Here is a 23,937-nt window from a genome sequence, read left to right as displayed (position 1 = left end):
CCGCGGCTCCTCCGTACGGGGGAGGGGTATCGGCGGCCCAGCCGACGGAGCATCAGATCTCGGATGGCGCCCGGTGGTGCGCGTGTTCACCATCCTTTTCATGCGTGGATTCCTTGCTTCCTCGATCGGCGTCGCGACGGCCGCCGCACTGGCCCTGCCCCTCGCGCTCCCGACTCCAGCACTCGCCGAAACCGTCCCCGTGACCCCGGCCGGGTCCACCCAGTCGCTGCCGCTCACCCCCGTGGGACCCGCGGCGGACCGCAGCCCCGGCGTCCCCGGAATGAGCGCCGCGCCCCGCGGTCCCGAGACGCAGGGCCTGACCGCCCGTGAGGTCAAGACGTTCTCGCTGGTCGGCGTCGTCTGGGACGACATCGCGACCCAGCTCAACGGCCGCGTCCAGGTCCGTACGCGTTCCACCCGGACCGCGACCTGGTCCGACTGGCAGGACGTCGAGGTCCACAACAGCGAGCACGCGGCCGACCCCGACGCGGTGGAGCGCGGCTCCGGCCGGGTCCGCGGAGCGACCGCCCCCCTGTGGGTCGGCGAGTCCGACGGCGTGGAGGTCCGCGTCCAGGCGGAAACGGGAGCCCCGGCCACCCGCGCGGGATCCCGGCTGCCCTCGGGCCTGCGGATCGAACTCGTCGACCCCGGCGAGGCAGCGCCCACGGGGCCCACGGACGGCAAGAACAGCGGCCCGGGCGACGACAAGGGCGACTTGGTGGCCCCCGGCCTCACGATGGAGATGGCCGAGGCCTCCGAGGCGAACGTGCCGCACGCCCAGCTCGGCGCGAACGAGATCACCGAGCTGAACAAGGCCGACTCCACCGCCGACGCCGTCTTCGCCAGCGACGGCGAACTGACCGCGGCGGCCGCCCCCTACATCGGCCCGCGCCCGCGGATCGTCACCCGCAAGGGGTGGGGCGCGGACGAGTCCCTGCGCGAGAAGGCCTTCGCCTACACGAACACCGTGAAGGCGGCGTTCGTCCACCACAGCGCCTCCGGCAACAACTACGCCTGCAAGGACGCCCCGGCGGTGCTCCGCAGCCTGTACCGCTACCACGTGGTCAGCAGCGGCTGGCGCGACTTCGGCTACAACTTCGCCGTCGACAAGTGCGGCACGGTCTACGAGGGCCGCGCGGGCGGCGTCTCCAAGCCGGTCCTCGGCGCGCACACCATGGGCTTCAACACGGACAGCATGGGCGTGGCGGTCCTCGGCACCTTCACCTCCTCCGCGCCCCCCGCCGCCGCCGTCGACGCGGTCGCCCGCCTCACCGCCTGGAAGCTCGGCCTCTTCGGCCGGGACCCGCGCGCGAAGACCACCCTCAAGTCGGGCGGCGGCAACCGCTACCCGAAGGGCCAAAACGTCTCGATGAACGTCATCTCGGGCCACCGCGACGGCTTCGCCACGGAATGCCCCGGCAAGAAGCTCTACGGCAAACTCCCGACGACCCGCACCTCCTCGGCCAAACTCCAGGGCCGCCCCTAGGATCTCGCCGAACACGCCGGGCTCGCGGCGCGGCCTGATCGACCAGACACTTCCCGGGGGGTGTCTCGTCCGCCCGGCCACCGCAGCCCACTGCGGGGGCCGCGGAGCGCTTAGGCTCGGTACATGGCCGGCCGCTTCGAACCCCTCAACCGGACCGTCGTGCGCGGCGGGCGCACCGACGTGCCGCCGGGGCGCGCAAGCAGCGCCGGCGGCGGGGCCGGGGAGCGCCGCTGGATCCCCGACGGCCCCGTCGACCTCGGCCTCACTCTCGGCCCCCTCCGCCGCGGCCCCGGCGACCCCACCTTCCGCACCACACCCGACGGCTCCGTCTGGCGCGCCACCCGGACCCCCGAGGGGCCCGCCACCCTCCGCGTCTCGCGGACCGGACCGGCCGGCGCGGAGATCGACGCCGAGGCCTGGGGCGCCGGCGCCGCATGGCTCCTCGACCACCTGCCCGCGCTGCTCGGCGCCGGAGACGACCCGGCGGTCTTCGTCCCCCGCCACCGCCTGGTGCACGCCAGCCACCGCAGCCGTCCGGGCCTGCGCCTGACCCGCACCGGCCTGGTGCTGGAGTCCCTGATCCCCACGGTCCTGGAACAGAAGGTCACCGCCGACGAGGCCTACCGCGCCTGGCGCCGCCTCGTACGGCAGTACGGCGAGCCCGCCCCCGGCCCGCACGGGCAGAACCTGTACGTCATGCCCGACCCCCGCACCTGGGCGCTGATCCCGTCCTGGGACTGGCACAAGGCCGGGGTCGACGCCAAGCGCTCCGACACCATCGTCCGTGCCGTTCGTGTCGCGAGCCGCCTGGAGGAGGCGGCGGCCATGGACCTGCCCGAGGCCGCACGACGGCTGGAGGCCGTCCCCGGCATCGGCCCGTGGACCTCCGCCGAGACCCTCCAGCGCAGCAACGGCCACCCCGACGCCGTCACCACCGGCGACCTGCACCTGCCCGGCATCATCGGCTACGCCCTCGCCGGAGACCGCGACGCCGACGACGCCGCCATGCTGGAGCTCCTCGCCCCGTACGCCGGCCAGCGCCACCGCGCGGCCCGCCTCATCCTCCTGGCGGGCCGCACCCCGCCCCGCCGCGCCCCCCGCATGTACCGCAGCGACATCGGCCGCTTCTAGGCCGTGTCCTTCGGTTCTTGCCGGGCCGCGCTGCCCGGCACCGCGCCTCGCTGCGTTGGTGGGGCTGGCGAGTACGTCGAGTACGCGGGAGCGCCTCCGCCTTGCGATGCACGGCGCCGGGCCCGCCGCGCCGCCCTCCCTCGGGGCGGCCGACGCTGCTTCGCGGACACTCCAAGGGGTGTCCCGCCGGTCCGCCGGGCCGGCCGCAGTCACCGGACCTGGATGAAGTCCTCCGCCGCCCGCCCCGGCCGCTGCGGCGGGGCCGCCGCCGGGTGGCCGACCGCCACCGTCCCCATCGGGTCCCAGTCCGACGGCAGCTCAAGCACCTCCCGCACCACGTCCCGGCAGAACATCGTCGAGGACACCCACGCCGAGCCCAACCGCTCACCGGCCAGCGCGACCAGCAGGTTCTGCACGCCCGCGCCCATCGCCACCACGAACATCTCCCGCTCGGCGGTGTCCCGCCGGGCGTGCCCGTAGTGGTGCGCCCCGTCCGTCACCAGACACGGCACCACCAGGTACGGGGCGGCCCGCAGCACGTCCCCGCGCCGGACCCGCTTCGCGACGGACTCCTCGGACTTGCCGTCGGAGCGCAGGTCCGCGATCCACGCGTCCCGCATCGCGTCCAGCAGCCGCAACCGCGAGGACTCGGACTCCAGCAGCACGAACCGCCACGGCGTCGTGTGGTGCGGGGCCGGGGCCGTCACGGCCGCCGCGACCGCCCGCCGCACCGCGCCCGGGTCCACCGGCTCCGCCGTGAAGGCCCGTACGGTCCGGCGCTGCGTCACGGCTTCCCGTACCGCCTCCGAGGTCCCCAGCCGGAACATGTCGTCGGCCGGTGTGCGCACCAGGTCCCGTGCCGAGGCGCCTTCGCCCATGACGTGCGCCAGTCCGCGCACGACGGCCACCGGAAGCCCGGCCGCCTTGCCCTTGACCAGGTCGCCGGCGGCGGCGAGCTCGTCCGCCGTCGCCACCACCGTCGCGCTCAGCGGGTTGCCGTGGGCGTCGGTGGCGCCGCGCAGGTCGTCCAGGACCCGCACCCCGGCGGAGCCGATGGCCACGTCCGTCAGCCCGTTGCGCCACGGCCGCCCGAAGGTGTCCGTCACGACCACGCCCACGTCCGCGCAGAGCGCGTCGCGCACCCCGGCGCGGATCGCGGCGGCCGAGGCGTCGGGGTCCTCCGGCAGCAGCAGCACCGTGCCGGGGGCGGTGTTGGAGGCGTCCACGCCGGCGGCGGCCATCACCAGGCCCTGCCGGTTCTCGACGATCCGCAGCGCGCCCCGGCGCGCGACGACCCGTACGGTCTCCGCGTCTATGGCGGCCTCGCGCGAGTCCGCCCGTACGATCCGCCCCTCGGCCTTGGAGACGATCTTCGAGGTGACGAGCAGGACGTCGCCGTCGCGCAGGTCGGGCGCGGCCGTCGTGATCAGCTTCGCCAGGTCGTCGCCCGGCCTGACCTCCGGCATCCCGGGGACGGCCCGCACCTCGTACGAGGGGGCCGCCGTCACCGAGAGGCCTCCGCCAGCTCCAGCGCGGCCCGGGCCATCTCGGCGGTGGCCTCCAGGTCGGTCATCATCAGCGGCACCGCGCGGCAGGCGATCCCGGCGGCCTCCACCTCGGCGACCGCGTCCGCGTCGGCGGTGTCGACCAGCCAGCCGTCGAGCAGCTCGGTCCCGTAGTGCAGGGCGACCGCGGCGGCGGTGGCCTCGACGCCGACCGCGGCGAGCACCTTGTCGGCCATGCCGCGCACGGGCGCTCCGCCGACGATGGGGGAGAGGCCCACGACGGGGGCGTCGGCGGCGGCCACGGCCTCCCGGATGCCGGGCACGGCGAGGATGGTGCCCACCGACACCACGGGGTTGGACGGCGGGAAGAGGATCACGTCGGCCGCGGCGACGGCCTCCAGCACGCCGGGAGCGGGCTTGGCCTGCTCGGCCCCCACGGGTACGACGGCTTCCGCGTCGACCGAGGCGCGCAGCCGGACCCAGTACTCCTGGAAGTGGACGACCCGGCGCTCGCCGGTGCCGGCCTCGGTGATCGCGACGTGGGTCTCCACCCGGTCGTCGGACATGGGCAGCAGCCGCACCCCGGGCTGCCAGCGGTCGCAGAGGGCTTCGGTGACGGCGCTCAGCGGGTAGCCGGCGCCGAGCATCTGCGTGCGGACGATGTGGGTGGCGAAGTCGCGGTCGCCGAGGCCGAACCACGTGGGTCCGACCCCGTAGGCGGCGAGTTCCTCCTTGACGGTGAAGGACTCGTCGGTGCGGCCCCAGCCCTGGTCCTCGTTGATGCCACCGCCGAGGGTGTACATCACCGTGTCCAGGTCGGGGCAGACCTTGAGCCCGAAGAGGTGGATGTCGTCACCGGTGTTGCCGATGACCGTGATGTCCGCGTCGGGCACCGCCGACTTGAGTCCGCGAAGGAACCGGGCGCCGCCTATACCGCCGGCCAGAACAACAATGCGCATGCAGACAGTCTGTCAGCCGAAGGCTGTCGTGTAGGGGTGGTGGTCGGGCGGCGGGTGGGACTGTCAGCCGAAGGCTGTCGTGGAGGGGTGGTGGTCGGGCGGCGGGTGGGACTGTCAGCCGAAGGCTGTCGTGGAGGGGTGGTGGTCGGGCGGCGGGCGGGACTGTCGGCCGAAGGCTGTCGCCGGGGGACGGCGGGCGGGAGTCGCAGGCGGGCCGGGGTCAGGCGGGGACGGACTCGGATTCGGCCGGGGAGCAGCTGTGCATCGGCATCTCGGTCAGTCCGGGGAAGTAGACGTGCAGGCTGACCGCGCCGTCGAGGGTGTCGTTGACGACCTCGTGGGCGTAGCCGGGGGCGAAGACGCGTTGGGCGCCGGCGCGGTGGGTGAGCCGTCCGCGGGAGGTGTGCTCGGTGAGCTCGCCCTCCAGGACCGTCAGGACGCCGGAGGAGGCGCCGTGGTCGTGCAGGCCGCTGCCCTGGCCGGGGACCCAGCTGAGCAGCCAGACCTCGTAGCCGGGGCCGGTGCGCAGCCGGTGGTACCAGCGGGTGGTGGCGTCGTATCGGACGAGGTGCTCCCAGGAGGCGCGGTCCTCGGCGATGGAGCGGGCCAGGCCGACGAACTCGGCGATGGTGGCCGGGTGTTCGCGGGCGGGCTGGAGGAGGTGCTGGACGGCGAGGATGTCGCCGGCGATCTGGAGGTCGCTCTCGACGGCGGCGGGCACGTCGGCGACGGCGGTCGCGGGAGCGGTGGTGGCGCTGGCGGGGGTGCTGTTCATCGGGGTGTACCTCGACGGATGTCAGTCGTGCTGGCGGTCGCTGTGGGGAGGGCCGGAGCTCTGGGGAGCCGAGGCTCCACGGGCATCAACAGCAGCAACAGCAACAGCGAACCTGGGCAGCGCACAGGAACCCACGAATGGGGGTCCGGGTGGTGGCTGCGGGCGCTGACATGCGAACCAGGAGACCGGGTTCAGGGTCCGGCTGTCAACCCAATGTCCGGTTTGGGGTAAAAGTTTCACCTCATCCGGTCGCTGTGTTCGGAGAAAGGTTTGTGCAGTCCATGACGGGGCAACTGCGCTGCGCCGGGGTTAAACCTGATCCCGCCATGTCGTGACCTGAATGTGATCTGTGCCGCTCTTCGCGGCCGATCGCAACCCCGCTTCCAGGTGACGCGTGGATAACGGGTGAAGGTGACGTCTGAGGACGCCGATGGCATGTGTCACGATTTTTGGCGATATGAACACTTTCTGCATAGGCTTGGTTCCGCAGAGTGAATAAGGGGCCCAATAGCAGATCTCGGCTTGACTGCCCCGGAGCCACGCACTTGTAATTTCACTCGTGTCGTTACGTAGCGATGAGTGACGACGTGACCACGGGGACGCACCAACAGAGCGAGGGGCGCACATGACCGAGCTGTTTCAGGAACTGCTGGTCGAGGAAGCGGACGAGGAGCTCGGATGGCAGGAGCGCGCCCTGTGCGCCCAGACCGACCCCGAGTCCTTCTTTCCGGAGAAGGGCGGCTCCACCCGCGAGGCCAAGAAGGTCTGCCTCGCCTGCGAGGTCCGCTCCGAATGCCTTGAGTACGCCCTCGCCAACGACGAGCGATTCGGCATCTGGGGCGGTCTGTCCGAGCGCGAGCGCCGGCGCCTGAAAAAGGCAGCCGTCTGACACCGCCGGACCACCACCGGCGCGGCACCCGCAGCACCCCGCACGACATATCCGAATATCCGAGCAAGACGTCGAGCACGGCGCACAGCCGAACAAAGAGCACCACACACGGTCCGCCTCCTGCACCTTCCCCGCAGGAGGCGGACCGCTGCTTTGGCAGCCGTTAGGGTGGGGCGCTGTCCAGCAGCCTCCGAGGGCACACCACCCCCGGACCCCCGGCCGGAGGGCCCGTACCGCGATGTCCCTGCACAGCCAGTCGACGGCCTCTTACCAGGCCCCCGACACACCACAGTTCCCCCGGCACGTCGTCACCGCGGTCCTCGTCGCCCACGACGGCGCCCGCTGGCTGCCCCGGACGCTCGCCGGCCTCCTCGGCCAGGAACGCCCGGCACAGGACCACATCGCCGCCGACACCGGCAGCGCCGACGAGTCCGCGCGCCTCCTCACCGAAGCCCTCGGCGACGACCGCGTCCTCCACCTCGCCCGCCGTACCGGATTCGGCACCGCCGTCGAAGAATCCGCCCGCACCGCAGGCACCCTGAGCGCCGAGGACCTCCCGTACCTCAAGCGCCCCAGTGGCTGGGACCCCGTCAGCCGCACCTGGCGCGACGACGCCTACGACCTCCCCGACCTCCCCCACGGCGAACCCGTCCAGTGGCTCTGGCTCCTGCACGACGACAGCGCCCCCGAACCCGACGCCCTCACCGAACTGCTCCGCGTCGCCGACGAGAACCCCGACGCCGCGATCATCGGCCCCAAGCTCCGAGGCTGGTACGACAAGAAGCAGCTCCTCGAAGTGGGCGTCACCATCGCCCGCAGCGGCCGCCGCTGGACCGGCCTCGACCGCCGCGAACAGGACCAGGGCCAGCACGACCAGGTCCGCCCCGTCCTCTCCGTCTCCACCGCCGGCATGCTCGTACGCCGCGACGTCTACGACGACCTCGGCGGCTTCGACCGGCGCCTGCCCCTCATGCGCGACGACGTCGACCTGTGCTGGCGCGCCCAGAGCGCCGGCCACACCGTCCTCGTCGCCCCCGACGCGGTCATGCGCCACGCCGAGGCCTCCGCCCGCGAACGCCGCACCGTCGACTGCGCCGGCCGCACCACCGCCGGCCCGCACCGCGTCGACAAGGCCGGCGCCGTCTACACGATCCTCGCCAACAGCTCCGGGCGCGCCCTGCCCTACGTACTGCTGCGCGTCGTCCTCGGCACCGTCCTGCGCACCCTCGCCTACCTGATCGGCAAGGCCCCCGGCCAGGCCGTCGACGAGATCACCGGCCTCCTCGCCACCCTGCTGCGCCCCGGCCGCCTGCTCGCCGCCCGCAAGGCCCGCCGCCGCCCCGCCGTCCCCGCCTCCGAACTGCGCGGGCTCTTCCCGCCGCCGGGAGCCTCCCTGCGGGCCAACGCCGACCAGCTCGCCGGCTACTTCGGCGGCGACCGCCACACCGACTCCGCCCCCGCCGGCCGCCACGGCGGCGGCAGCATCCTCAATGCGCCCGGTGAGGACGGCGACTACCAGGAGGCCGAGCGCTTCGCACGCCTCAAGCGGATCGCGCGCAACCCCGCACCCTTCCTCTTCGGACTGCTCCTCCTGGTCTCCCTCGCGGCCTGCCGCGCCCTGATCGGCGGCGGCTCCCTCATGGGCGGCGCCCTGCTGCCCGCCCCCGACAGCGGCCTCGACCTGTGGAGCATCCACACCGGCGGCTGGCACCCCGTCGGCACCGGGTCCACCGCCTCCGCACCGCCCTACCTGGCCGTCCTCGGCGCCTTCTCCACCCTGCTGTTCGGCTCCACCCAGGCCGCCCTGACCCTCCTGCTCGTCGGATCCGTGCCGCTGGCCGGCCTCACCGCCTACTTCGCCTCGCGGCCGCTCGTCGAATCACGGCTGCTGCGGGCCTGGGCCGCCACCGCCTACGCCTTCCTCCCCGCCGTCACCGGCGCCCTCGCGGGCGGCCGCCTCGGCACCGCCGTCCTCGCCGTCGTGCTCCCCCTCACCGCCCGCTCCGCCGTCGCCGCCTTCGGCCTCGGCGAGCACGCCGCCGCCGAACAGCGGGGCGGCTGGCGCGCGGTGTGGACGTACACGCTCCTGCTGACCCTGGCCACCGCCTTCACCCCGGTCGTCTGGCCGCTCGCCGTCCTCCTCGGCACCGCCGCGCTCGTCCTGCGCCGCGCGCAGTGGAAGACGTACGGCCTGCGGCTGCTCGCCACCCTCGCCGTCCCCCTCCTCGTCCTCGCCCCCTGGTCGCTGGGCCTGCTCACCCACCCCGGCCGCCTCCTCCAGGAGGCCGGACTGCCCTACGGAGCCGGCTCCGCGGGCGCCCTGGACCTGCTCGGCATCAGCCCCGGCGGCCCCGGCACCGGCGCCCGCCTGCTGCTCGCCGGCATCGTCCTGGCCGCCCTGGCCGCCCTGCTCCGCGCCGACCGGCAGTTCGCCGTCCGCTCCGCCTGGGCCACCGCCCTGGCCGCCCTGCTCCTCGCCGTCCTCGCCAACCGGACCGCCTGGGCCGGACCCGCCACCCTCGTCTACGGACTCGCCCTCCTCGCCGCCGCCACGGTCGGCGCGGACGGCGCCAAGGACCGGGTCGCCGCCCGCAACTTCGGCTGGCGCCAGCCGCTCGCCGCCCTCGTCGCCCTCGCCGCCGCCGCGGGCCCGCTCATCGCCGCCGCCACCTGGATGGTCGCCGGCGCCGACGGCCCGCTCCAGCGCCGCGACCCGGTACAGGTGCCGGCCTTCGTCGCCGACGCCGGCGGCGACGACAACCAGACCCGCACCCTGCTCCTCGACCTCGACGGGCCCGCCACCGTCATCTACAGCCTCGTCCGCGGCCCCGGCGGCCGCCTCGGCGACGCCGAGATCGCCGCCCGGACCGGCGACGACCCCCGCCTCGACAAGGTCGTCTCCAACCTCGTCGCAGGCTCCGGCGCCGACCAGTCCAGCCAGCTCAGCGCCTACGCCATCCGCTTCGTGATGTTCCGCCCCGGCGGCCCCGAGGACATCCGCCGCGTCCTCGACGCCACCCCGGGCCTGAGCCGTCGCCACCAGCAGGACGGCACCGCCCTGTGGGGCGTCGAGCCCTGGCTGCCGCGCGCCGTCATCGTCTCCGGCAAGCAGGGCGAGGCCCCGATCCCGGTCGCCGCCGGCCCCGTCGAGGCCCACGGCAAGATTCCCGCCGGCGAGGCCGGCCGCGTGCTGCGCATCGCCGACCGCGCCGACGCCGGCTGGCAGGCCACCCTCGACGGCAAGCCGCTCAAGGCCAAGACCCTCGACGGCTGGGCGCAGGGCTTCGAACTCCCCGCCGGCTCAGGCCGCCTCGACCTCGTCCACGAGGACTCCCTGCTGCGCACCGCCTGGAACTGGACCCAGGGCCTGCTCGCCCTCGTCCTGCTGGTCATGGCCCTGCCAGGCCGGCGCGCCCAGCTCGACGACGACCTGCCCGAGGAGGAGGCCGCGCCCGCCTCCCGCCCCGGCCCGGGCGAGGCCGGCGAAGGCCGCCGCGCCCGTCGGCTCCGCGCCGGGGCCGAGGCGGACGCCGCCCCCGGCCCCGTGGAGACCGCGGCCGCCGCCGACCCGTACGCCCAGATCCCGGCGCAGCCGGTGTACGGCGAGGAGTCCTACGCGTACCAGCCGTACGACGACCAGGGCGGCTACGCCTACGAGCCCCAGCAGCCCCAGCAGCAGTACCCGTACGAGCAGCAGTACCCCGGGTACGGCCACCAGCAGGACGGCGCGGCCTACGAGCCCCCGTACCCGCAGCAGCAGCAGCCGGTCCACGACCAGGACGGGCAGCACTACCCCTACCCGTACGAGCCCTACGAGCCGTACCCGCCCCACGACGTCCACGCCCAGCACGACCCGCGTCCTGACGGGAGCCCCCAGCAGTGAAGCAGCGCGCACCCCTGACGCTGGCGGCCGTGACCGCGGCGTTGGCCGCCCTCACCGGCGTCGCCGCCCTCACCGCGCCCGCCCCCGCGGGCGGGGCGTCCGACGGCAAGGCCGCCGCCTCCGCCCGGATGCCGGTGGAACGGTCCCTGCTGGTGTGCCCCGGGCCCAGCGCCTCGGACATCGCGGAGACCACGTACACCTCCTTCACGCCCGGCGCCCCCGCCGGAGAGGGCAAGGGCTCGGCCCGGCTGCTCGGCGCGACCAAGGACGCCAAACCCGTCCTGGAGCCCAAGGAGCCGGGCAACCCCGTCGGCGCCACCGCCAACGGAGCCGACGCCCCCGCCCTCACCGGCAGCGCCGACGGGGCCCTCGCCCCCGGCTGGACGGCGCAGCTGACCACCAAGGTCTCGGTCGGCCGGGCCCGGGGCGTGCTCGGCGTCGGCTGCACCGCGCCCGGCACCGACTTCTGGTTCCCCGGGGTCAGCACCGCCAAGGGCCGCGAGGACTACCTCCACCTCACCAACCCCGACGACGCGGCCGCCATCGTCGACATCACGCTCTTCGGCCCCGACGGCATGGCCAAGGCCGACGCGGGCACCGGCGAGAACATCCGCGTCGACCCCAAGTCCACCAAGACCGTCCTGCTCTCCTCCCTGCTCCCGGCCACCCAGCTCGCCGACGCCACCGCCCACGTGACGACCCGCGCCGGCCGGGTGGGCGCCTCCGTCCAGGTCGCCGAGGAGAACGTGGGCGCCGACTGGCTGCCCGCGTCCACCGACCCGACGGGCTCGCTGGTGCTGCCCGGCATCCCGGCGGACGCGGCCTCCGTACGGCTGGTCGCCTTCGTGCCCGGCGAGGAGGACGCGGACCTGAAGCTGCGGCTGGCCGGACCGGGCGGCTCCATCAGCCCGGCCGGCAGCGAGCAGCTCCACGTCAAGGCGGGGATGACGGCGGTGATGGACCTCAAGGACCTGACCCGCGGCGAGCCCGGCTCGCTGCTCCTGACCCCCACCGACGCCAAGAAGGCCACCCCGCTGGTCGCGGCGGTACGCGTCGTCCGCGGCAGCGGGACCAAGCAGGAACTCGGGTTCGTCCCGGCCACCCGGCCGGTCGGCGCCCGGGCCACCGTCGCCGACAACCGGCCCGAGGAGAACACCACCCTGCTGTCACTGACCGCTCCGAGCGCCGAGGCGAAGGTCAAGGTGACGGCGTCCCCGGGCACCGGCGGCGGCGAGCCGGCCTCCCAGGAGGTCACGGTCAAGGCGGGCACCACCCAGACGCTGACGCTGGCCCCCGCCGGCGGGAAGGGCTCCTACGCCCTCACCGTAGAGACCCTCTCGGGCGGCCCGGTCCACGCGGCCCGCACCCTGTCCCTCCCGAACGACGGCATCACGATGTTCACCGTCCAGGGACTCTCGGACGACCACTCCACGGTGTCCGTCCCCCGGGCCGCCCAGGACCTCTCCGTCCTGACCGGGTGACGGGCCGGGCCCCGTCACGGCCGGATCAGTCCTGGCCGTAGCGGGGGTCCACGGTCTCCGGAGTCAGCCCCAGCAGCTCCGCCACCTGCTCCACGACGATCTCGTGGACCAGCATCGCCTTCTCGTCGCGCGATTTCGTCCGGATCTCCACGGGTCGTCGGAAGACCACGATCCGGGCCGGCCGCCCCTGACGGGACTCCGACACCGCGCCGAGCGGTACCGCCTCGTCGTTCCAGCCGCCGTCCGGACCGCCCGGCGGCCCCGGCACGTCACCGACCAGGAACTCCACCTCCGACAGCTGCGGCCAGCGCCGCTCCAGCCGCTCGACGGAGTCCCGTACGAGATCCCCGAACAGCTCCGCCCGGCTCGCCGCCAGGGGCACCTGCGGAGGGGCCAGCGGACCGCGCATCCCGCGCCCGTGCCGGTCCCGCCGACGCGTTCTGGGCTCGACAGGACCCCCCGCGGGGGGCTCGGCGGGGCAAGGGGGCAGAGGGGTGTCCGTCACCCCCGCAGGGTAGCTCCGAGCACGACACGGGGGAGGGCGCAGAGGTGGAGTCGTCGCGGCCCGGTCAAGAGTGCGGTACCGTCCAACGTCGTGAGCCTTGTACGTCGCTGTTCGCGCACCGCGTGCGGCCGCCCTGCCGTCGCGACACTGACGTACGTCTACGCCGATTCGACCGCAGTTCTCGGCCCGCTCGCCACCTACGCCGAACCACACTGCTACGACCTGTGCGCCGAGCACTCGGAGCGCCTGACAGCCCCGCGGGGCTGGGAGGTCGTCCGTCTGTCCGACGGGTCCGGTCCGTCGCGCCCCAGCGGCGACGACCTCGAAGCCCTGGCCAACGCCGTCCGCGAGGCCGCGCGCCCGCCGGGCCGCGCGTCCGGCACCGGCGGGACCGGCAAGGGCGGCCCGGCCACCGGCGAGACCCGCCGCGGACACCTGCGCGTCCTCAGATCGCCCGATTCCTGACGCTCGGGTCATCTGCGGTGCCGCTGCGGGTTCAGGGTAGGTTTGCCGAACCGCACAGAACCTCAGGAGGGCAGGCAGTGGCCGCAGATCTTTCGAACATCGTCAAGGCGTATGACGTGCGTGGCGTCGTGCCGGACGAGTGGGACGAGTCCCTGGCGGAGCTGTTCGGTGCCGCTTTCGTCGAGGTCGTGGGTGGGTCGGCGATCGTGGTCGGTCATGACATGCGTCCGTCGTCGCCGGGTCTGTCGGCGGCGTTCGCGCGGGGTGCCGCGGCGCGTGGTGTGGATGTGACGTTGATCGGTCTGTGTTCGACGGACCAGCTGTACTACGCGTCCGGGTCGACGGGGCTGCCGGGTGCGATGTTCACGGCGTCGCACAATCCCGCTCAGTACAACGGGATCAAGATGTGCCGGGCGGGTGCGGCTCCGGTGGGTCAGGACACGGGTCTGTCGCAGATCCGGGGTCTGGTGGAGGGGTGGCTGGACGCGGGCGGCGCTCCGCAGGCCCCGGCGGGCACGGCGGCGGGCAGGGTGACGGAGCAGGACTCCCTGAAGGGGTATGCGGAGCACTTGCGGTCCCTGGTGGACCTGGCGTCGATCCGTCCGCTGAAGGTGGTCGTGGACGCGGGCAACGGCATGGGCGGTCACACCGTCCCGACCGTGTTCGAGGGTCTTCCGCTCGATGTGACCGAGATGTACTTCGAGCTGGACGGTACGTTCCCCAACCACGAGGCGAACCCGCTGGATCCGAAGAACATCGTGGACCTCCAGGCGCGGGTGCTGGCGGAGGGCGCGGATCTGGGTATCGCCTTCGACGGTGACGCGGACCGCTGCTTCATCGTGGACGAGCGCGGTGTGGGCGTCTCCCCGTCGGCGATCACGGCTCTGGTGGCCTCCCGTGAGCTGGCGCGCAACGGCGGGTCGGGCACGGTGATCCACAACCTGATCACCTCCTGGTCGGTGCCGGAGGTGGTGCGGGAGAACGGCGGCACTCCGGTCCGCACCCGGGTGGGTCATTCCTTCATCAAGGAGGAGATGGCGAAGACGGGTGCGATCTTCGGTGGTGAGCACTCGGCGCACTACTACTTCAAGGATTTCTGGAACGCGGACACGGGCATGCTGGCGGCTCTGCACGTGCTGGCGGCGCTGGGTGGTCAGGACGGTCCGCTGTCGGAGCTGGTGGCGTCGTACGACCGGTACGAGGGTTCGGGGGAGATCAACTCCACGGTCGCGGACCAGGCGGGTCGTCTGGCAGCGGTGAAGGAGACCTTCGGCGATCGTGAGGGCGTGACCCTGGACGAGCTGGACGGTCTGACGGTGACGGGCGGGGACTGGTGGTTCAACGTCCGTGCGTCGAACACCGAGCCGCTGCTGCGTCTGAACGTCGAGGCCCGCGACGCGGACACCCTGGCCCGCATCCGCGACGAGGCCCTGTCCCTCATCCGCGCCTGACACATCCCGCGGGGCCCGCGCCGTCAGGCGCGGGCCGGCCGTCCCAGCCCCGCCGGCGATTGAGGCGCGGGTCCGGGCGGCGGCCGGTGCCCGGCGGAACCGGGCTCCCACCCCTGCCCGGCCGCCGGCGGTACTCCGGGCCGCACCGGCGGAGCCCCAGGGGTACGCTGACCACGCCCCACCCGCACCCCGAAGGGAACCCATCCCCATGCCGCTCGAAGCCGGCCTCCTGCAGATCCTCGCCTGCCCCGCCTGTCACGCACCGCTTGAGGACAAGTCGGCCGACGAGACCCCCGAGCTGCTCTGCACCGGCCAGGACTGCGCTCTCGCCTACCCGGTCCGCGACGGCATCCCGGTCCTCCTCGTGGACGAGGCCCGCCGCCCCGCCTGACCGCAGGCCCCCCGCACGCCACGCCACACCGCACCCGCACCTCACCGCGAGACGCGCAGACAGGTTCCCGTCACCCAACAGCCGGAGGCCGCCATGCTCGACGAGTCGCTCCTCGACGCACCGGACGATCTTGCCCGCGTCGACCGACGGGGTCTGCTCCGCGGCGCGGCCGAGGCGGGGGCCAGGGTCCGTACGGCGGCCCGGCACGCGAGCGAGGCGGGCATCGCCACCCTGCGCCCCGACGGCCGCCCGCGCGCGGTCCTGATCGCCGGGCCCGGCACCGCCGCGACCGGTGTCGCCGACCTGCTCGGCGCCCTCGCGGGCGCCTCCGCGCCGGTGATCCGGCTCGACCCCACCGGGGTCGCCCACGCCGCCGGGGCACTGCGCTGGGCCCTGCCCGGCTGGGCCGGGTCCGTCGACCTGCTGCTCGTGGCCACCACCGACGGCACCGAGCCCGGGCTCGCCGTGCTCGCCGAGCAGGCCTACCGGCGCGGCTGCACCGTCGTCGCCGTCGCCCCCGAGCGCTCACCGCTGAGCGAGGCCGTGGACGGCGCGCACGGGCTCCTCGTACCGATGGCCAAGGCCCCGTACCAGGAGTTCGACGAGTCGGCCGCCGCGGGTCCCGGCGCCCTGTGGGCCCTGCTGACGCCCCTGCTGCTGCTCCTCGACAAGGTCGGCCTGATCGCCGCGGCCCCCGACACCCTCCAGTTGGTCGCCGACCGGCTGGACCGGACCGCCGAACGCTGCGGGCCTGCCATCGCCACCTACTCCAACCCGGCCAAGACCCTCGCCGCCGAGCTGGCGGACTCGCTGCCGCTCATCTGGAGCGAGGGCACCGGCGCCGTCCCGGCGGGCCGCCGCTTCGCCGCCACCCTCGCCGAGCTCGCCGGCCGTCCCGCGCTGGCCGCCGCGCTCCCCGAGGCCCTGCCCGCCCACGGCATCCTGCTCGCCGGCGCCTTCGCCGCCGGCGCCGACCCCGACGACTTCTTCCGCGACCGGGTCGAAGAGCCCCAGGCCCTTCGCGCCCGCGTCGTCCTGCTGCGCGACCGGCCGGCCGGCGGCCTCACCGCCGCGCCCGCCGCACGCGAGCTCGCCCTCAGCCACGACACGGCCATCAGCGAGCTCGAACCGGAGGAAGGCGCCGAGCTGGAGCAGCTCGCCGAACTGCTCGCCGTCACGGATTTCGCCACCGCCTACCTGGCGTTGGCGGCCGGGGGACACAGCTGAGACCCGCGCACGTGCCCGGATCTATCCAGGAAGACGACGATGGACCGCCTGATCAACACGATCCGCCCCTACGCCTGGGGATCCACCACGGCCCTCCCCGCGCTCCTCGGTGTCGAACCCACCGGTGAGCCGCAGGCGGAGCTGTGGATGGGAGCCCACCCGGGCGCCCCGTCCCGCGTCGACCGCGGCGCCGGCGAGAGGTCGCTCGCGGAGGTCATCGCCGCCGACCCCGAGGGCGAGCTCGGCGCCGCCACCGTCGCCAAGTTCGGCCCCGGGCTGCCCTTCCTCTTCAAGATCCTCGCCGCCGGCGCCCCCCTCTCGCTCCAGGTCCATCCCGACCTGGCCCAGGCGAAGGCGGGGTTCGAGGACGAGGAGCGGCGCGGCATCCCGATCGACGCGGCCCACCGCAACTACAAGGACCCCAACCACAAGCCCGAGATGATCTGCGCGATCACGCCGTTCGACGGGCTCTGCGGCTTCCGCTCCCCGCAGGCGTCCGCCGACCTCTTCGAGGGGCTGGGCGTGGGCTCCCTCAAGCCGTACGCCGACCTGCTGCGCGCCCACCCCGAAGAGGCCGCCCTGCGCGAGGTGCTGACCGCCGTACTGAGCGCGGACCGCGAGCAGATGGCCCGTACGGTCGCCGAGACCGCGGCCGCCGCCGAGCGCCTGGGCGGCGAGTACGCCACGTACGCCGCCCTGGTCCACGAGTACCCGGGCGACCCCGGCGTCATCGCGGCGATGCTGCTCAACCACGTCCGACTCCAGCCCGGAGAGGCCCTGTTCCTCGGCGCGGGAGTCCCGCACGCCTACTTCGACGGCCTCGGCGTCGAGCTGCTGGCCAACTCGGACAACGTGCTGCGCGCCGGGCTCACCCCGAAGCACGTGGACGTACCCGAGCTGCTGAAGATCGTGAGGTTCGAGCCGAGCGACCCGACCGTCATGCGGCCCGAGGGCGACGGCGGCGAGGAGGTCTACGAGGCCCCCATCGACGAGTTCCGGCTCTCCCGCTTCCTCCTCGCGCCCGGCGGCGCCCCCCGGGTGCTCGCGGACGGCGCCCCGCAGATCCTGCTCTGCACGGCCGGCTCCGTACGCGCCGGCGAACTGGCCCTCTCGCCCGGCGGATCGGCTTTCGTACCGGCGGACGAAAAGGTCGAACTATCCGGAAACGGCACGGTCTTCCGGGCCACCGTGGTGGTCTGACGCGGCGTCCGCCCCAGGGGCTGCAACAATGTGCGGCCGTAGTCACTGGCCCAGGAAGGACACCCTGCACCCATGAGCGCGTCGGGCGGTACCAAGGCGATCGTGGCGGCACTCGCCGCCAACCTCGCCATCGCTGTAGCCAAATTCGTGGCGTTCCTCTTCAGCGGCTCGTCGTCCATGCTCGCGGAAAGCGTCCACTCCGTGGCCGACTCCGGGAACCAGGGCCTTCTCCTCCTCGGAGGGAAGAAGGCCCAGCGCGAGGCGACGCCGCAGCACCCCTTCGGGTACGGGCGCGAGCGTTACATCTACGCCTTCCTCGTCTCCATCGTGCTCTTCACCGTGGGTGGCATGTTCGCCATCTACGAGGGCTACGAGAAGATCCACGAGCCGCACCCGATCGAGGCCTGGTACTGGCCGGTCGGCGTCCTCGTCTTCGCGATCATCGCGGAGTCCTTCTCCTTCCGCACCGCCATCAAGGAATCGAACGAGATCCGCGGCAAGCTCACGTGGAGCCAGTTCATCAAGCGGGCCAAGGCCCCCGAGCTGCCGGTCGTCCTCCTGGAGGACCTCGGCGCCCTCGTCGGCCTGGTCCTGGCCCTCGGCGGTGTCGGCCTCGCCCTGCTGACCGGCAACGGCGTCTGGGACGGCATCGGCACCCTGTGCATCGGCGTCCTCCTCATCGCCATCGCGATCGTCCTGGCCGCGGAGACCAAGTCCCTGCTGCTCGGCGAGGCCGCCGGCGTCGAAGAGGTCGAGAAGATCAAGGCCGCGGTCGTCGACGGGGACGTCGTCACCCGCGTCATCCACATGCGCACCCTGCACCTCGGCCCCGAGGAGCTGCTCGTCGCCGCCAAGATCGCCGTCGAGGGCAACGACACCGCGACCGAGGTCGCCGACGCGATCAACGCCGCCGAGGCCCGCATCCGCGAGGCGGTCCCGATCGCCCGGGTGATCTATCTGGAGCCCGACATCTACCGCCCCGAAGCCGCCGAGTAGTCCGCGTACGAACGCCGAAGGCCCCCGCGAGCAACAGCCCGCGGGGGCCTTCGGTGTACGTACGACGACTACGGGGCGTCCACCTGCGTGGCGCCCCAGACGGGCCCGTGCGGCTCGACCGGCTTGCGCCGCCGCGCCACGAGCGAGGCGATCCCCAGCCCGAGCGCCACGGGCAGCAGGCAGGTCCCCGCGAACGAGACCAGGCTGAGGCCGACCATGAACGGGGACTCCTCCCGCAGTCCGGAATCGACGCCGGTCACCGCGGACACCGGCAGCGTCCCCTCGTGGTGCTCCCGGTGGTACCGGGAGTCCGCCGAGTTGCCGCGGTTGTCGCCGAGCACGAACATCCGGCCGTGCGGCACCGAGACGGCGAAGCTCAGCCCGTCGCCCCCGGGAACGCCGTCGCGCACGTAGGGCTCGTCGAGCGGCTTCCCGTTCAGGGTCAGGGCCCGGTCGCCCTCCGCGTAGGCGATGTGGTCCCCGCCCAACGCCACGACACGTCCGATGAACGGGCCGTCGAACCCCCAGTCGGCCGGATCGTAGGTGACCACGTCGCCGTGCCGGACCGGGCCGTGGTCCTTCTCCATCGCGAGGAAGGTCCCGACGGGGAGCGTGGGCAGCATGTTCTCGCTGGACTGCATCGCCGGGGTGAACCGGCCGAAGACGTACACCAGAGGACCGGCGGCCAGCGCCACACCGAGCACCAGCAGGACGATCGCCCAGATCCCCCGTCTCCGCCCAGGCCTGCCTGCCATGAATCCCAACCCCTCTCACCAGTGCGAACGGCCGGAAGACTACGGTCTGGCCGAAAGCACACAGCAGGCGGGGGCGCCGCCGGACGCCCCGGCAGCCGGGCCCGCCCAGTTCTCCGTTCGACTGGGGCCGCCGCCGCCGATCGGTGTAGATTCGTCGTCAGTGTCAGGCGTCGCTGCTGATGGCGGGTCGGGCGGTCCTTGCGACCGGCCGAGGGGAGAGAGGACCCCCGACGGACTGTGCTCGGTGTCCCGTCCCCAGGACGGCGCACGGACCAGCCGTACCCACCTCTCGAACCATGAGGAGCAGCACCCATGGACTTCAAGGTCGCAGACCTCTCCCTTGCCGCGTTCGGCCGCAAGGAGATCACCCTGGCCGAGCACGAGATGCCGGGCCTGATGTCGATCCGCCGTGAGTACGCCGAGGCCCAGCCCCTGGCCGGCGCCCGCATCACCGGCTCGCTTCACATGACCGTGCAGACGGCCGTGCTCATCGAGACCCTCGTCGCCCTCGGCGCCGACGTCCGCTGGGCCTCCTGCAACATCTTCTCCACCCAGGACCACGCTGCCGCCGCCATCGCGGTGGGCCCGAACGGCACCCCGGAGAACCCGCAGGGCGTCCCCGTCTTCGCCTGGAAGGGCGAGACGCTGGAGGAGTACTGGTGGTGCACCGAGCAGGCGCTCACCTGGCCGAACACCCCCACCGGCGGCCCGAACATGATCCTCGACGACGGTGGTGACGCCACCCTCCTCGTCCACAAGGGCGTCGAGTTCGAGAAGGCCGGCGAGGCTCCGGACCCGTCCACCGCGGACTCCGAGGAGTACGCGTACATCCTCACCCTGCTCAATCGCACCCTCGGCGAGAACCCGCAGAAGTGGACGCAGCTCGCGTCCGAGATCCGCGGCGTGACCGAGGAGACCACCACCGGTGTGCACCGTCTCTACGAGATGATGCAGTCCGGCGACCTGCTCTTCCCGGCGATCAACGTGAACGACGCCGTCACCAAGTCGAAGTTCGACAACAAGTACGGCTGCCGCCACTCCCTGATCGACGGCATCAACCGCGCCACCGACGTCCTCATCGGCGGCAAGGTCGCGGTCGTCTTCGGCTACGGCGACGTCGGCAAGGGCTGCGCCGAGTCCCTCCGCGGCCAGGGCGCGCGCGTCATCGTCACCGAGATCGACCCGATCTGCGCCCTCCAGGCCGCCATGGACGGCTACCAGGTCGCCACGCTGGACGACGTCGTCGAGACCGCCGACATCTTCATCACCACGACCGGCAACAAGGACATCATCATGGCCTCCGACATGGCCAAGATGAAGCACCAGGCCATCGTCGGCAACATCGGCCACTTCGACAACGAGATCGACATGGCCGGCCTGGCCAAGGTCGACGGCATCGTCAAGGACGAGGTCAAGCCCCAGGTCCACACCTGGACGTTCCCCGACGGCAAGGTCCTGATCGTCCTCTCCGAGGGCCGCCTGCTGAACCTCGGCAACGCGACCGGCCACCCGTCCTTCGTGATGTCGAACTCCTTCGCGGACCAGACCCTGGCCCAGATCGAGCTCTTCACGAAGCCGGAGGAGTACCCGACCGACGTCTACGTGCTCCCCAAGCACCTCGACGAGAAGGTCGCCCGCCTCCACCTCGACGCCCTCGGCGTCAAGCTCACCACCCTCCGCCCGGAGCAGGCCGCCTACATCGGCGTCAAGGTCGAGGGCCCGTACAAGCCGGACCACTACCGCTACTGATCACCAGCTGGTCAACCGCGGACGTACCTGAAGCAGGCCCCCGGCACACGTGCCGGGGGCCTGCCCCGTATTCCCTCCGATCCGAAGAAGTGTGCGCACATGCCCCGCGGCCGCTACTCGCTCCACGACCCGCACGACCACACCCCCCTCGGCGAGGAGCACTTCCACTGCGCCCCCGGACCCTCCGGCTGGCGCTACGTCTCCCAGCTCACCGCCCCGGACGGCGACCACCGGGGCTCCGTGGACCTGGCGATCGACGAACTCGGCCGCCCCATTCGCCTGGAGGTCAACGCCGCGAGCTGGCAGGTCCGCGGAGCCGCCCTCGACGGCGTCACCTGGGTCCGCACCGACCCCACCGGCACCGAGGCCACCGAGGGCAACATCGCCGCCCCCGGCTTCACCGGCACCTCACCGGCCTTCCTGATCGCCACGTCCCGCCTGCTGCGCCTGACCCCGGGCGCCCCCGACACCCGCGTCCGGCTGCTCGCCCTCACCGACCCGGTCCTGGCCCCGCGTACGGTCGACCAGGCCTGGGCACTGGTGGCACGCGAGGAACACCCCACGGACAGCGGCCCGCTCCAGGTGGACGAGTACCGGGTCACCGCCCTGGACACGGGCGAGGTCCACACGGTCCACATCGCCGGCGACGTGGTCCTCTCGGCCCCCGGCATCGAACTGGAACACCTGGAGACCCCGCCCTCGGCCTTCGAGGACCAGTGACCCCTCAGGCCGGCGGAGCGAACCCGCCGGCGCGCGGAACCTCCCCGGGGGCCGCGGGCGCGGGGGCGACGTACGACGACGGGACGGGAGCGACGGGTGCCATGTGCGGGACGGGCGCCACGGGCGCCACCGGCGCCGAGGGAGAGGCCGCGGCCGCGGTGCGGAAGGCCCGGGCGGCATCGCGCGACTGACGCTCGTGGACCACGGCCATCAGGAAGGCAGCGGCCGGCACCCCCGCCGGCGGCGGCGCACCCGTACGCGCCACGAGATCGTCCGCGAGCCGCGCCGCCATCGCCGCACCCACCTGCGGATCCAGTTGGTTCATGCGGGTCAGGTACTGGCGGATCGCCAGCCACAGCCCGTCCGGTACGGCCGAGAGGTCCAGCTGGGTGAACCGTCCGGCCAGCCACGGCGGGGGTGGCGGCACCGGCATCACCCGCGCCCCCGGCACCCGCTCCCGGACCACCAGGGTCCCCGCGAAGACGTCCCCGAGCCGTCGCCCGCGCGCCGACACCAGCGAGGCGATGGCCGCCACCGTGCCGAAGGTCAGCAGCAGCTCCACGACCCCGAGGGCCCCGCGCACCAGCGCGTGCCGGAACCGGATCGGCCCGCCGTCGTCGCGCACCACCCGCAGCCCGCACGCGAGCTTGCCCAGCGAGCGCCCGTGGGACAGGGTCTCCACCGCGATCGGGATGCCGACCAGCAGCAACAGGAAGCTCGCCACTGCGACGGCGGCCTGGGCGGCCGGGTCCAGCGAGGCGGTCGCGAAGGTCAGCCCGACGGTGAGGAGCCCGTAGACGGTGACGTAGACGGCCAGGTCCAGGAGGATCGCCAGCGCCCGGCTGGGCAGCCTCGCCGGCCTCAGCCCCAGGACGACCGCGTCCCCCGTCACCAGATCGCTCACCGCAGCACCTCTCATGTGACCTGCTCCGCCCCTACGGCGTCCAGTCTGCCAAGCTGACCACACTAGGAATAGGCAGCGGCCAGGGGACCTGGGCAGGGGAGCGCACCGGATGGATCTCGACGTCTTCGTCACGGCACACCGCGCGGAATGGGACCGCCTGGAGCAGCTCCTGGGCCGTGGCCGCAGGCTGACGGGCGAAGAGGCCGACGAACTCGTCGCTCTCTACCAGCGCACTTCGACCCACCTCTCCCTCGTCCAGTCCAGTGCCCCCGACCCCATGCTGACCGGGCGGCTGACCCAGCTGGTGGCGCGCGCCCGCGCCACGGTCACGGGCACCCGCCGCGCGGGCTGGCGCGACGCCGCGCTCTTCTTCACCGTCGGCTTCCCGGCCGCGGTCTACCGGAGCCGCCGCTGGTGGATACCGACGGCCCTGCTCTCCACGGCGCTCGGCGTGCTCATCGGCTGGTGGATAGCCACGCACCCCGAGGTCCAGGGCGCCATCGCCGCCCCGGAACAGCTGAAGGAGCTCACGAAGCCGGGCGGCGAGTACGAGACGTACTACTCCAGCAACCCCGCGGGCTCCTTCGCCGCCCAGGTGTGGACGAACAACGCCCAGGCGGCCGCGATGTGCCTGGTCCTGGGCGTCTTCCTGGGGATCCCGGTGCTGTGGATCCTCTTCCTGAACATGGCCAACCTCGGGGTCGGCCTCGGCCTGATGGCATCCGCCGGTCGGCTCGACGTCTTCCTGGGCCTGATCCTTCCGCACGGCCTGCTCGAACTGACGGCCGTCTTCGTGGCGGCGGGCACGGGCCTGCGCCTGGGCTGGACGGTCATCGACCCGGGTCCTCGGACCCGCCGTACGGCCCTGGCAGAACAGGGCCGCGCCGCCCTCGGCATGGCCCTCGGTCTCGCGGCGGTCCTGTTCGTCTCCGGCCTGATCGAAGGCTTCGTGACTCCCTCGGGCCTCCCCACCTGGGCGCGCATCACGATCGGCGTCGTGGCCGAGGCCGCCTTTCTGATCTACGTCTTCGTCCTGGGCGGCAGGGCCGCCCGCGCCGGCGAACTCGGCGACGTGGAGGCCGCGGACCGGACGGCAACGCTCCCGATCGCGGCCTGATGTGCGTACAAGCCCGCTGAGCTGCTAGTGTCCTGGTCGTCCCGCAAACGCCGTTGACACGGAACGAGCGGGGAGGTAGATTCGAACGGTTGCCTCGAACTGGACAAGTTCGGCAGTGATGGTTTAGAATTATCTCACCCCACATGGACATCAAGATCCGGTCGGGGTACGCCGACTCCTCATTTCAGGAATTCGAAGCCGGAGAAATCCGGTGGAAAACTTCTGATAGAGTCGGCACCGCCGGAAAGGGAAGCGCGAAAGCGGGAACCTGGAAAGCGCCGAGGAAATCGGACACGAAAGAGTCTGATAGAGTCGGAAACGCAAGACAGCAGAACGAAAGCCCGGAGG

At 73.0% G+C, this 23,937-nt stretch carries 21 protein-coding genes; 15 read left to right on the top strand and 6 right to left on the bottom strand.

Annotated features, from left to right (window positions below; translation table 11 throughout):
* Window positions 1-100: 100 nt before the first annotated feature.
* Complete coding sequence (locus tag ACZ3X1_RS18690; RefSeq protein WP_356812519.1) at window positions 101-1,486, top strand: peptidoglycan recognition protein family protein; 1,386 nt, start codon at window positions 101-103, stop codon at window positions 1,484-1,486.
* 123 nt (window positions 1,487-1,609) lie between these two features.
* Window positions 1,610-2,617, top strand: coding sequence for a DNA-3-methyladenine glycosylase family protein (locus ACZ3X1_RS18685; RefSeq protein ID WP_356812520.1), 1,008 nt, complete (start codon window positions 1,610-1,612; stop codon window positions 2,615-2,617).
* 209 nt (window positions 2,618-2,826) lie between these two features.
* Here the strand turns inward: ACZ3X1_RS18685 and ACZ3X1_RS18680 are convergent, their stop codons facing one another.
* The 3 genes from ACZ3X1_RS18680 to ACZ3X1_RS18670 all read right to left on the bottom strand — a co-directional run bounded on the left by ACZ3X1_RS18680 (window position 2,827) and on the right by ACZ3X1_RS18670 (window position 5,856).
* Window positions 2,827-4,125 (bottom strand): coenzyme F420-0:L-glutamate ligase, encoded by a 1,299-nt coding sequence (locus ACZ3X1_RS18680; RefSeq protein ID WP_467280330.1) that lies wholly within the window; start codon window positions 4,123-4,125, stop codon window positions 2,827-2,829.
* Window positions 4,122-5,081, bottom strand: coding sequence for a 2-phospho-L-lactate transferase (gene cofD / locus ACZ3X1_RS18675; RefSeq protein ID WP_467280329.1), 960 nt, complete (start codon window positions 5,079-5,081; stop codon window positions 4,122-4,124). Before cofD ends, ACZ3X1_RS18680 begins: the two co-directional genes overlap by 4 nt.
* 220 nt (window positions 5,082-5,301) lie before the next feature.
* Window positions 5,302-5,856: a cysteine dioxygenase gene (locus ACZ3X1_RS18670; RefSeq protein WP_356812523.1), complete on the bottom strand. Its 555-nt coding sequence runs from the start codon at window positions 5,854-5,856 to the stop codon at window positions 5,302-5,304.
* Between the two features lie 625 nt (window positions 5,857-6,481).
* Between ACZ3X1_RS18670 and ACZ3X1_RS18665 the strand changes: the two genes are divergently transcribed.
* The 3 genes from ACZ3X1_RS18665 to ACZ3X1_RS18655 all read left to right on the top strand — a co-directional run bounded on the left by ACZ3X1_RS18665 (window position 6,482) and on the right by ACZ3X1_RS18655 (window position 12,109).
* Window positions 6,482-6,745 carry a WhiB family transcriptional regulator gene (locus ACZ3X1_RS18665; protein WP_003983763.1) on the top strand — a complete coding sequence of 88 codons (264 nt, stop codon included), beginning with the start codon at window positions 6,482-6,484 and terminating at the stop codon, window positions 6,743-6,745.
* Between the two features lie 238 nt (window positions 6,746-6,983).
* Window positions 6,984-10,628 carry a glycosyltransferase family 2 protein gene (locus tag ACZ3X1_RS18660; RefSeq protein ID WP_467280328.1) on the top strand — a complete coding sequence of 1,215 codons (3,645 nt, stop codon included), beginning with the start codon at window positions 6,984-6,986 and terminating at the stop codon, window positions 10,626-10,628.
* Window positions 10,625-12,109: a DUF5719 family protein gene (locus ACZ3X1_RS18655; protein WP_467280327.1), complete on the top strand. Its 1,485-nt coding sequence runs from the start codon at window positions 10,625-10,627 to the stop codon at window positions 12,107-12,109. The genes ACZ3X1_RS18660 and ACZ3X1_RS18655 overlap by 4 nt, the downstream gene beginning before the upstream one ends.
* Window positions 12,110-12,134: 25 nt before the next feature.
* Here the strand turns inward: ACZ3X1_RS18655 and ACZ3X1_RS18650 are convergent, their stop codons facing one another.
* Window positions 12,135-12,614 (bottom strand): metallopeptidase family protein, encoded by a 480-nt coding sequence (locus tag ACZ3X1_RS18650; protein WP_385958695.1) that lies wholly within the window; start codon window positions 12,612-12,614, stop codon window positions 12,135-12,137.
* A 90-nt stretch (window positions 12,615-12,704) separates the two neighbouring features.
* On the opposite strand from ACZ3X1_RS18650, the gene ACZ3X1_RS18645 reads away from it, so the two are divergent.
* From ACZ3X1_RS18645 to ACZ3X1_RS18620, 6 genes are all read left to right on the top strand, one after another.
* Entirely contained in the window at window positions 12,705-13,079 is a 375-nt protein-coding gene (locus ACZ3X1_RS18645) for a DUF3499 domain-containing protein (RefSeq protein ID WP_356812526.1), read from the top strand.
* Between the two features lie 77 nt (window positions 13,080-13,156).
* Complete coding sequence (locus ACZ3X1_RS18640; protein WP_467280326.1) at window positions 13,157-14,530, top strand: phosphomannomutase/phosphoglucomutase; 1,374 nt, start codon at window positions 13,157-13,159, stop codon at window positions 14,528-14,530.
* A gap of 208 nt (window positions 14,531-14,738) precedes the next feature.
* Window positions 14,739-14,921: a Trm112 family protein gene (locus tag ACZ3X1_RS18635; RefSeq protein WP_030032543.1), complete on the top strand. Its 183-nt coding sequence runs from the start codon at window positions 14,739-14,741 to the stop codon at window positions 14,919-14,921.
* A gap of 93 nt (window positions 14,922-15,014) precedes the next feature.
* Window positions 15,015-16,148, top strand: a complete 1,134-nt coding sequence (locus ACZ3X1_RS18630) for an SIS domain-containing protein (protein WP_362625362.1) — start codon at window positions 15,015-15,017, stop codon at window positions 16,146-16,148.
* 39 nt (window positions 16,149-16,187) lie between these two features.
* Window positions 16,188-17,348 carry a mannose-6-phosphate isomerase, class I gene (manA, locus tag ACZ3X1_RS18625; RefSeq protein WP_356812529.1) on the top strand — a complete coding sequence of 387 codons (1,161 nt, stop codon included), beginning with the start codon at window positions 16,188-16,190 and terminating at the stop codon, window positions 17,346-17,348.
* Between the two features lie 72 nt (window positions 17,349-17,420).
* Window positions 17,421-18,344: a cation diffusion facilitator family transporter gene (locus ACZ3X1_RS18620; RefSeq protein WP_356812530.1), complete on the top strand. Its 924-nt coding sequence runs from the start codon at window positions 17,421-17,423 to the stop codon at window positions 18,342-18,344.
* 68 nt (window positions 18,345-18,412) lie between these two features.
* Here the strand turns inward: ACZ3X1_RS18620 and lepB are convergent, their stop codons facing one another.
* Window positions 18,413-19,099 (bottom strand): signal peptidase I, encoded by a 687-nt coding sequence (gene lepB, locus ACZ3X1_RS18615; RefSeq protein WP_390076539.1) that lies wholly within the window; start codon window positions 19,097-19,099, stop codon window positions 18,413-18,415.
* A gap of 312 nt (window positions 19,100-19,411) precedes the next feature.
* Between lepB and ahcY the strand changes: the two genes are divergently transcribed.
* Window positions 19,412-20,848 carry an adenosylhomocysteinase gene (ahcY, locus tag ACZ3X1_RS18610; protein ID WP_356812532.1) on the top strand — a complete coding sequence of 479 codons (1,437 nt, stop codon included), beginning with the start codon at window positions 19,412-19,414 and terminating at the stop codon, window positions 20,846-20,848.
* Window positions 20,849-20,947: 99 nt separating this feature from the next.
* Window positions 20,948-21,568 carry a hypothetical protein gene (locus ACZ3X1_RS18605; RefSeq protein WP_356812533.1) on the top strand — a complete coding sequence of 207 codons (621 nt, stop codon included), beginning with the start codon at window positions 20,948-20,950 and terminating at the stop codon, window positions 21,566-21,568.
* 4 nt (window positions 21,569-21,572) lie between these two features.
* Here ACZ3X1_RS18605 and ACZ3X1_RS18600 read toward each other — a convergent pair whose 3' ends face one another.
* Window positions 21,573-22,472, bottom strand: a complete 900-nt coding sequence (locus ACZ3X1_RS18600; RefSeq protein WP_467280325.1) for an RDD family protein — start codon at window positions 22,470-22,472, stop codon at window positions 21,573-21,575.
* A 109-nt stretch (window positions 22,473-22,581) separates the two neighbouring features.
* Here ACZ3X1_RS18600 and ACZ3X1_RS18595 point away from each other — a divergent pair, with 109 nt between their 5' ends.
* Together ACZ3X1_RS18595 and ACZ3X1_RS18590 are read left to right on the top strand one after the other, a co-directional pair.
* Window positions 22,582-23,589: a stage II sporulation protein M gene (locus ACZ3X1_RS18595; RefSeq protein ID WP_356812535.1), complete on the top strand. Its 1,008-nt coding sequence runs from the start codon at window positions 22,582-22,584 to the stop codon at window positions 23,587-23,589.
* Window positions 23,590-23,732: 143 nt separating this feature from the next.
* Window positions 23,733-23,937 (top strand): hypothetical protein (locus tag ACZ3X1_RS18590; RefSeq protein ID WP_467280324.1); only part of this gene is annotated, 205 nt, incomplete at its 3' end.

This window comes from Streptomyces sp. NPDC023541 (assembly GCF_055559995.1).
The sequence above is the reverse complement of the archived record's forward strand: the minus strand, read 5'-3'. Positions and strand labels throughout refer to the sequence as shown.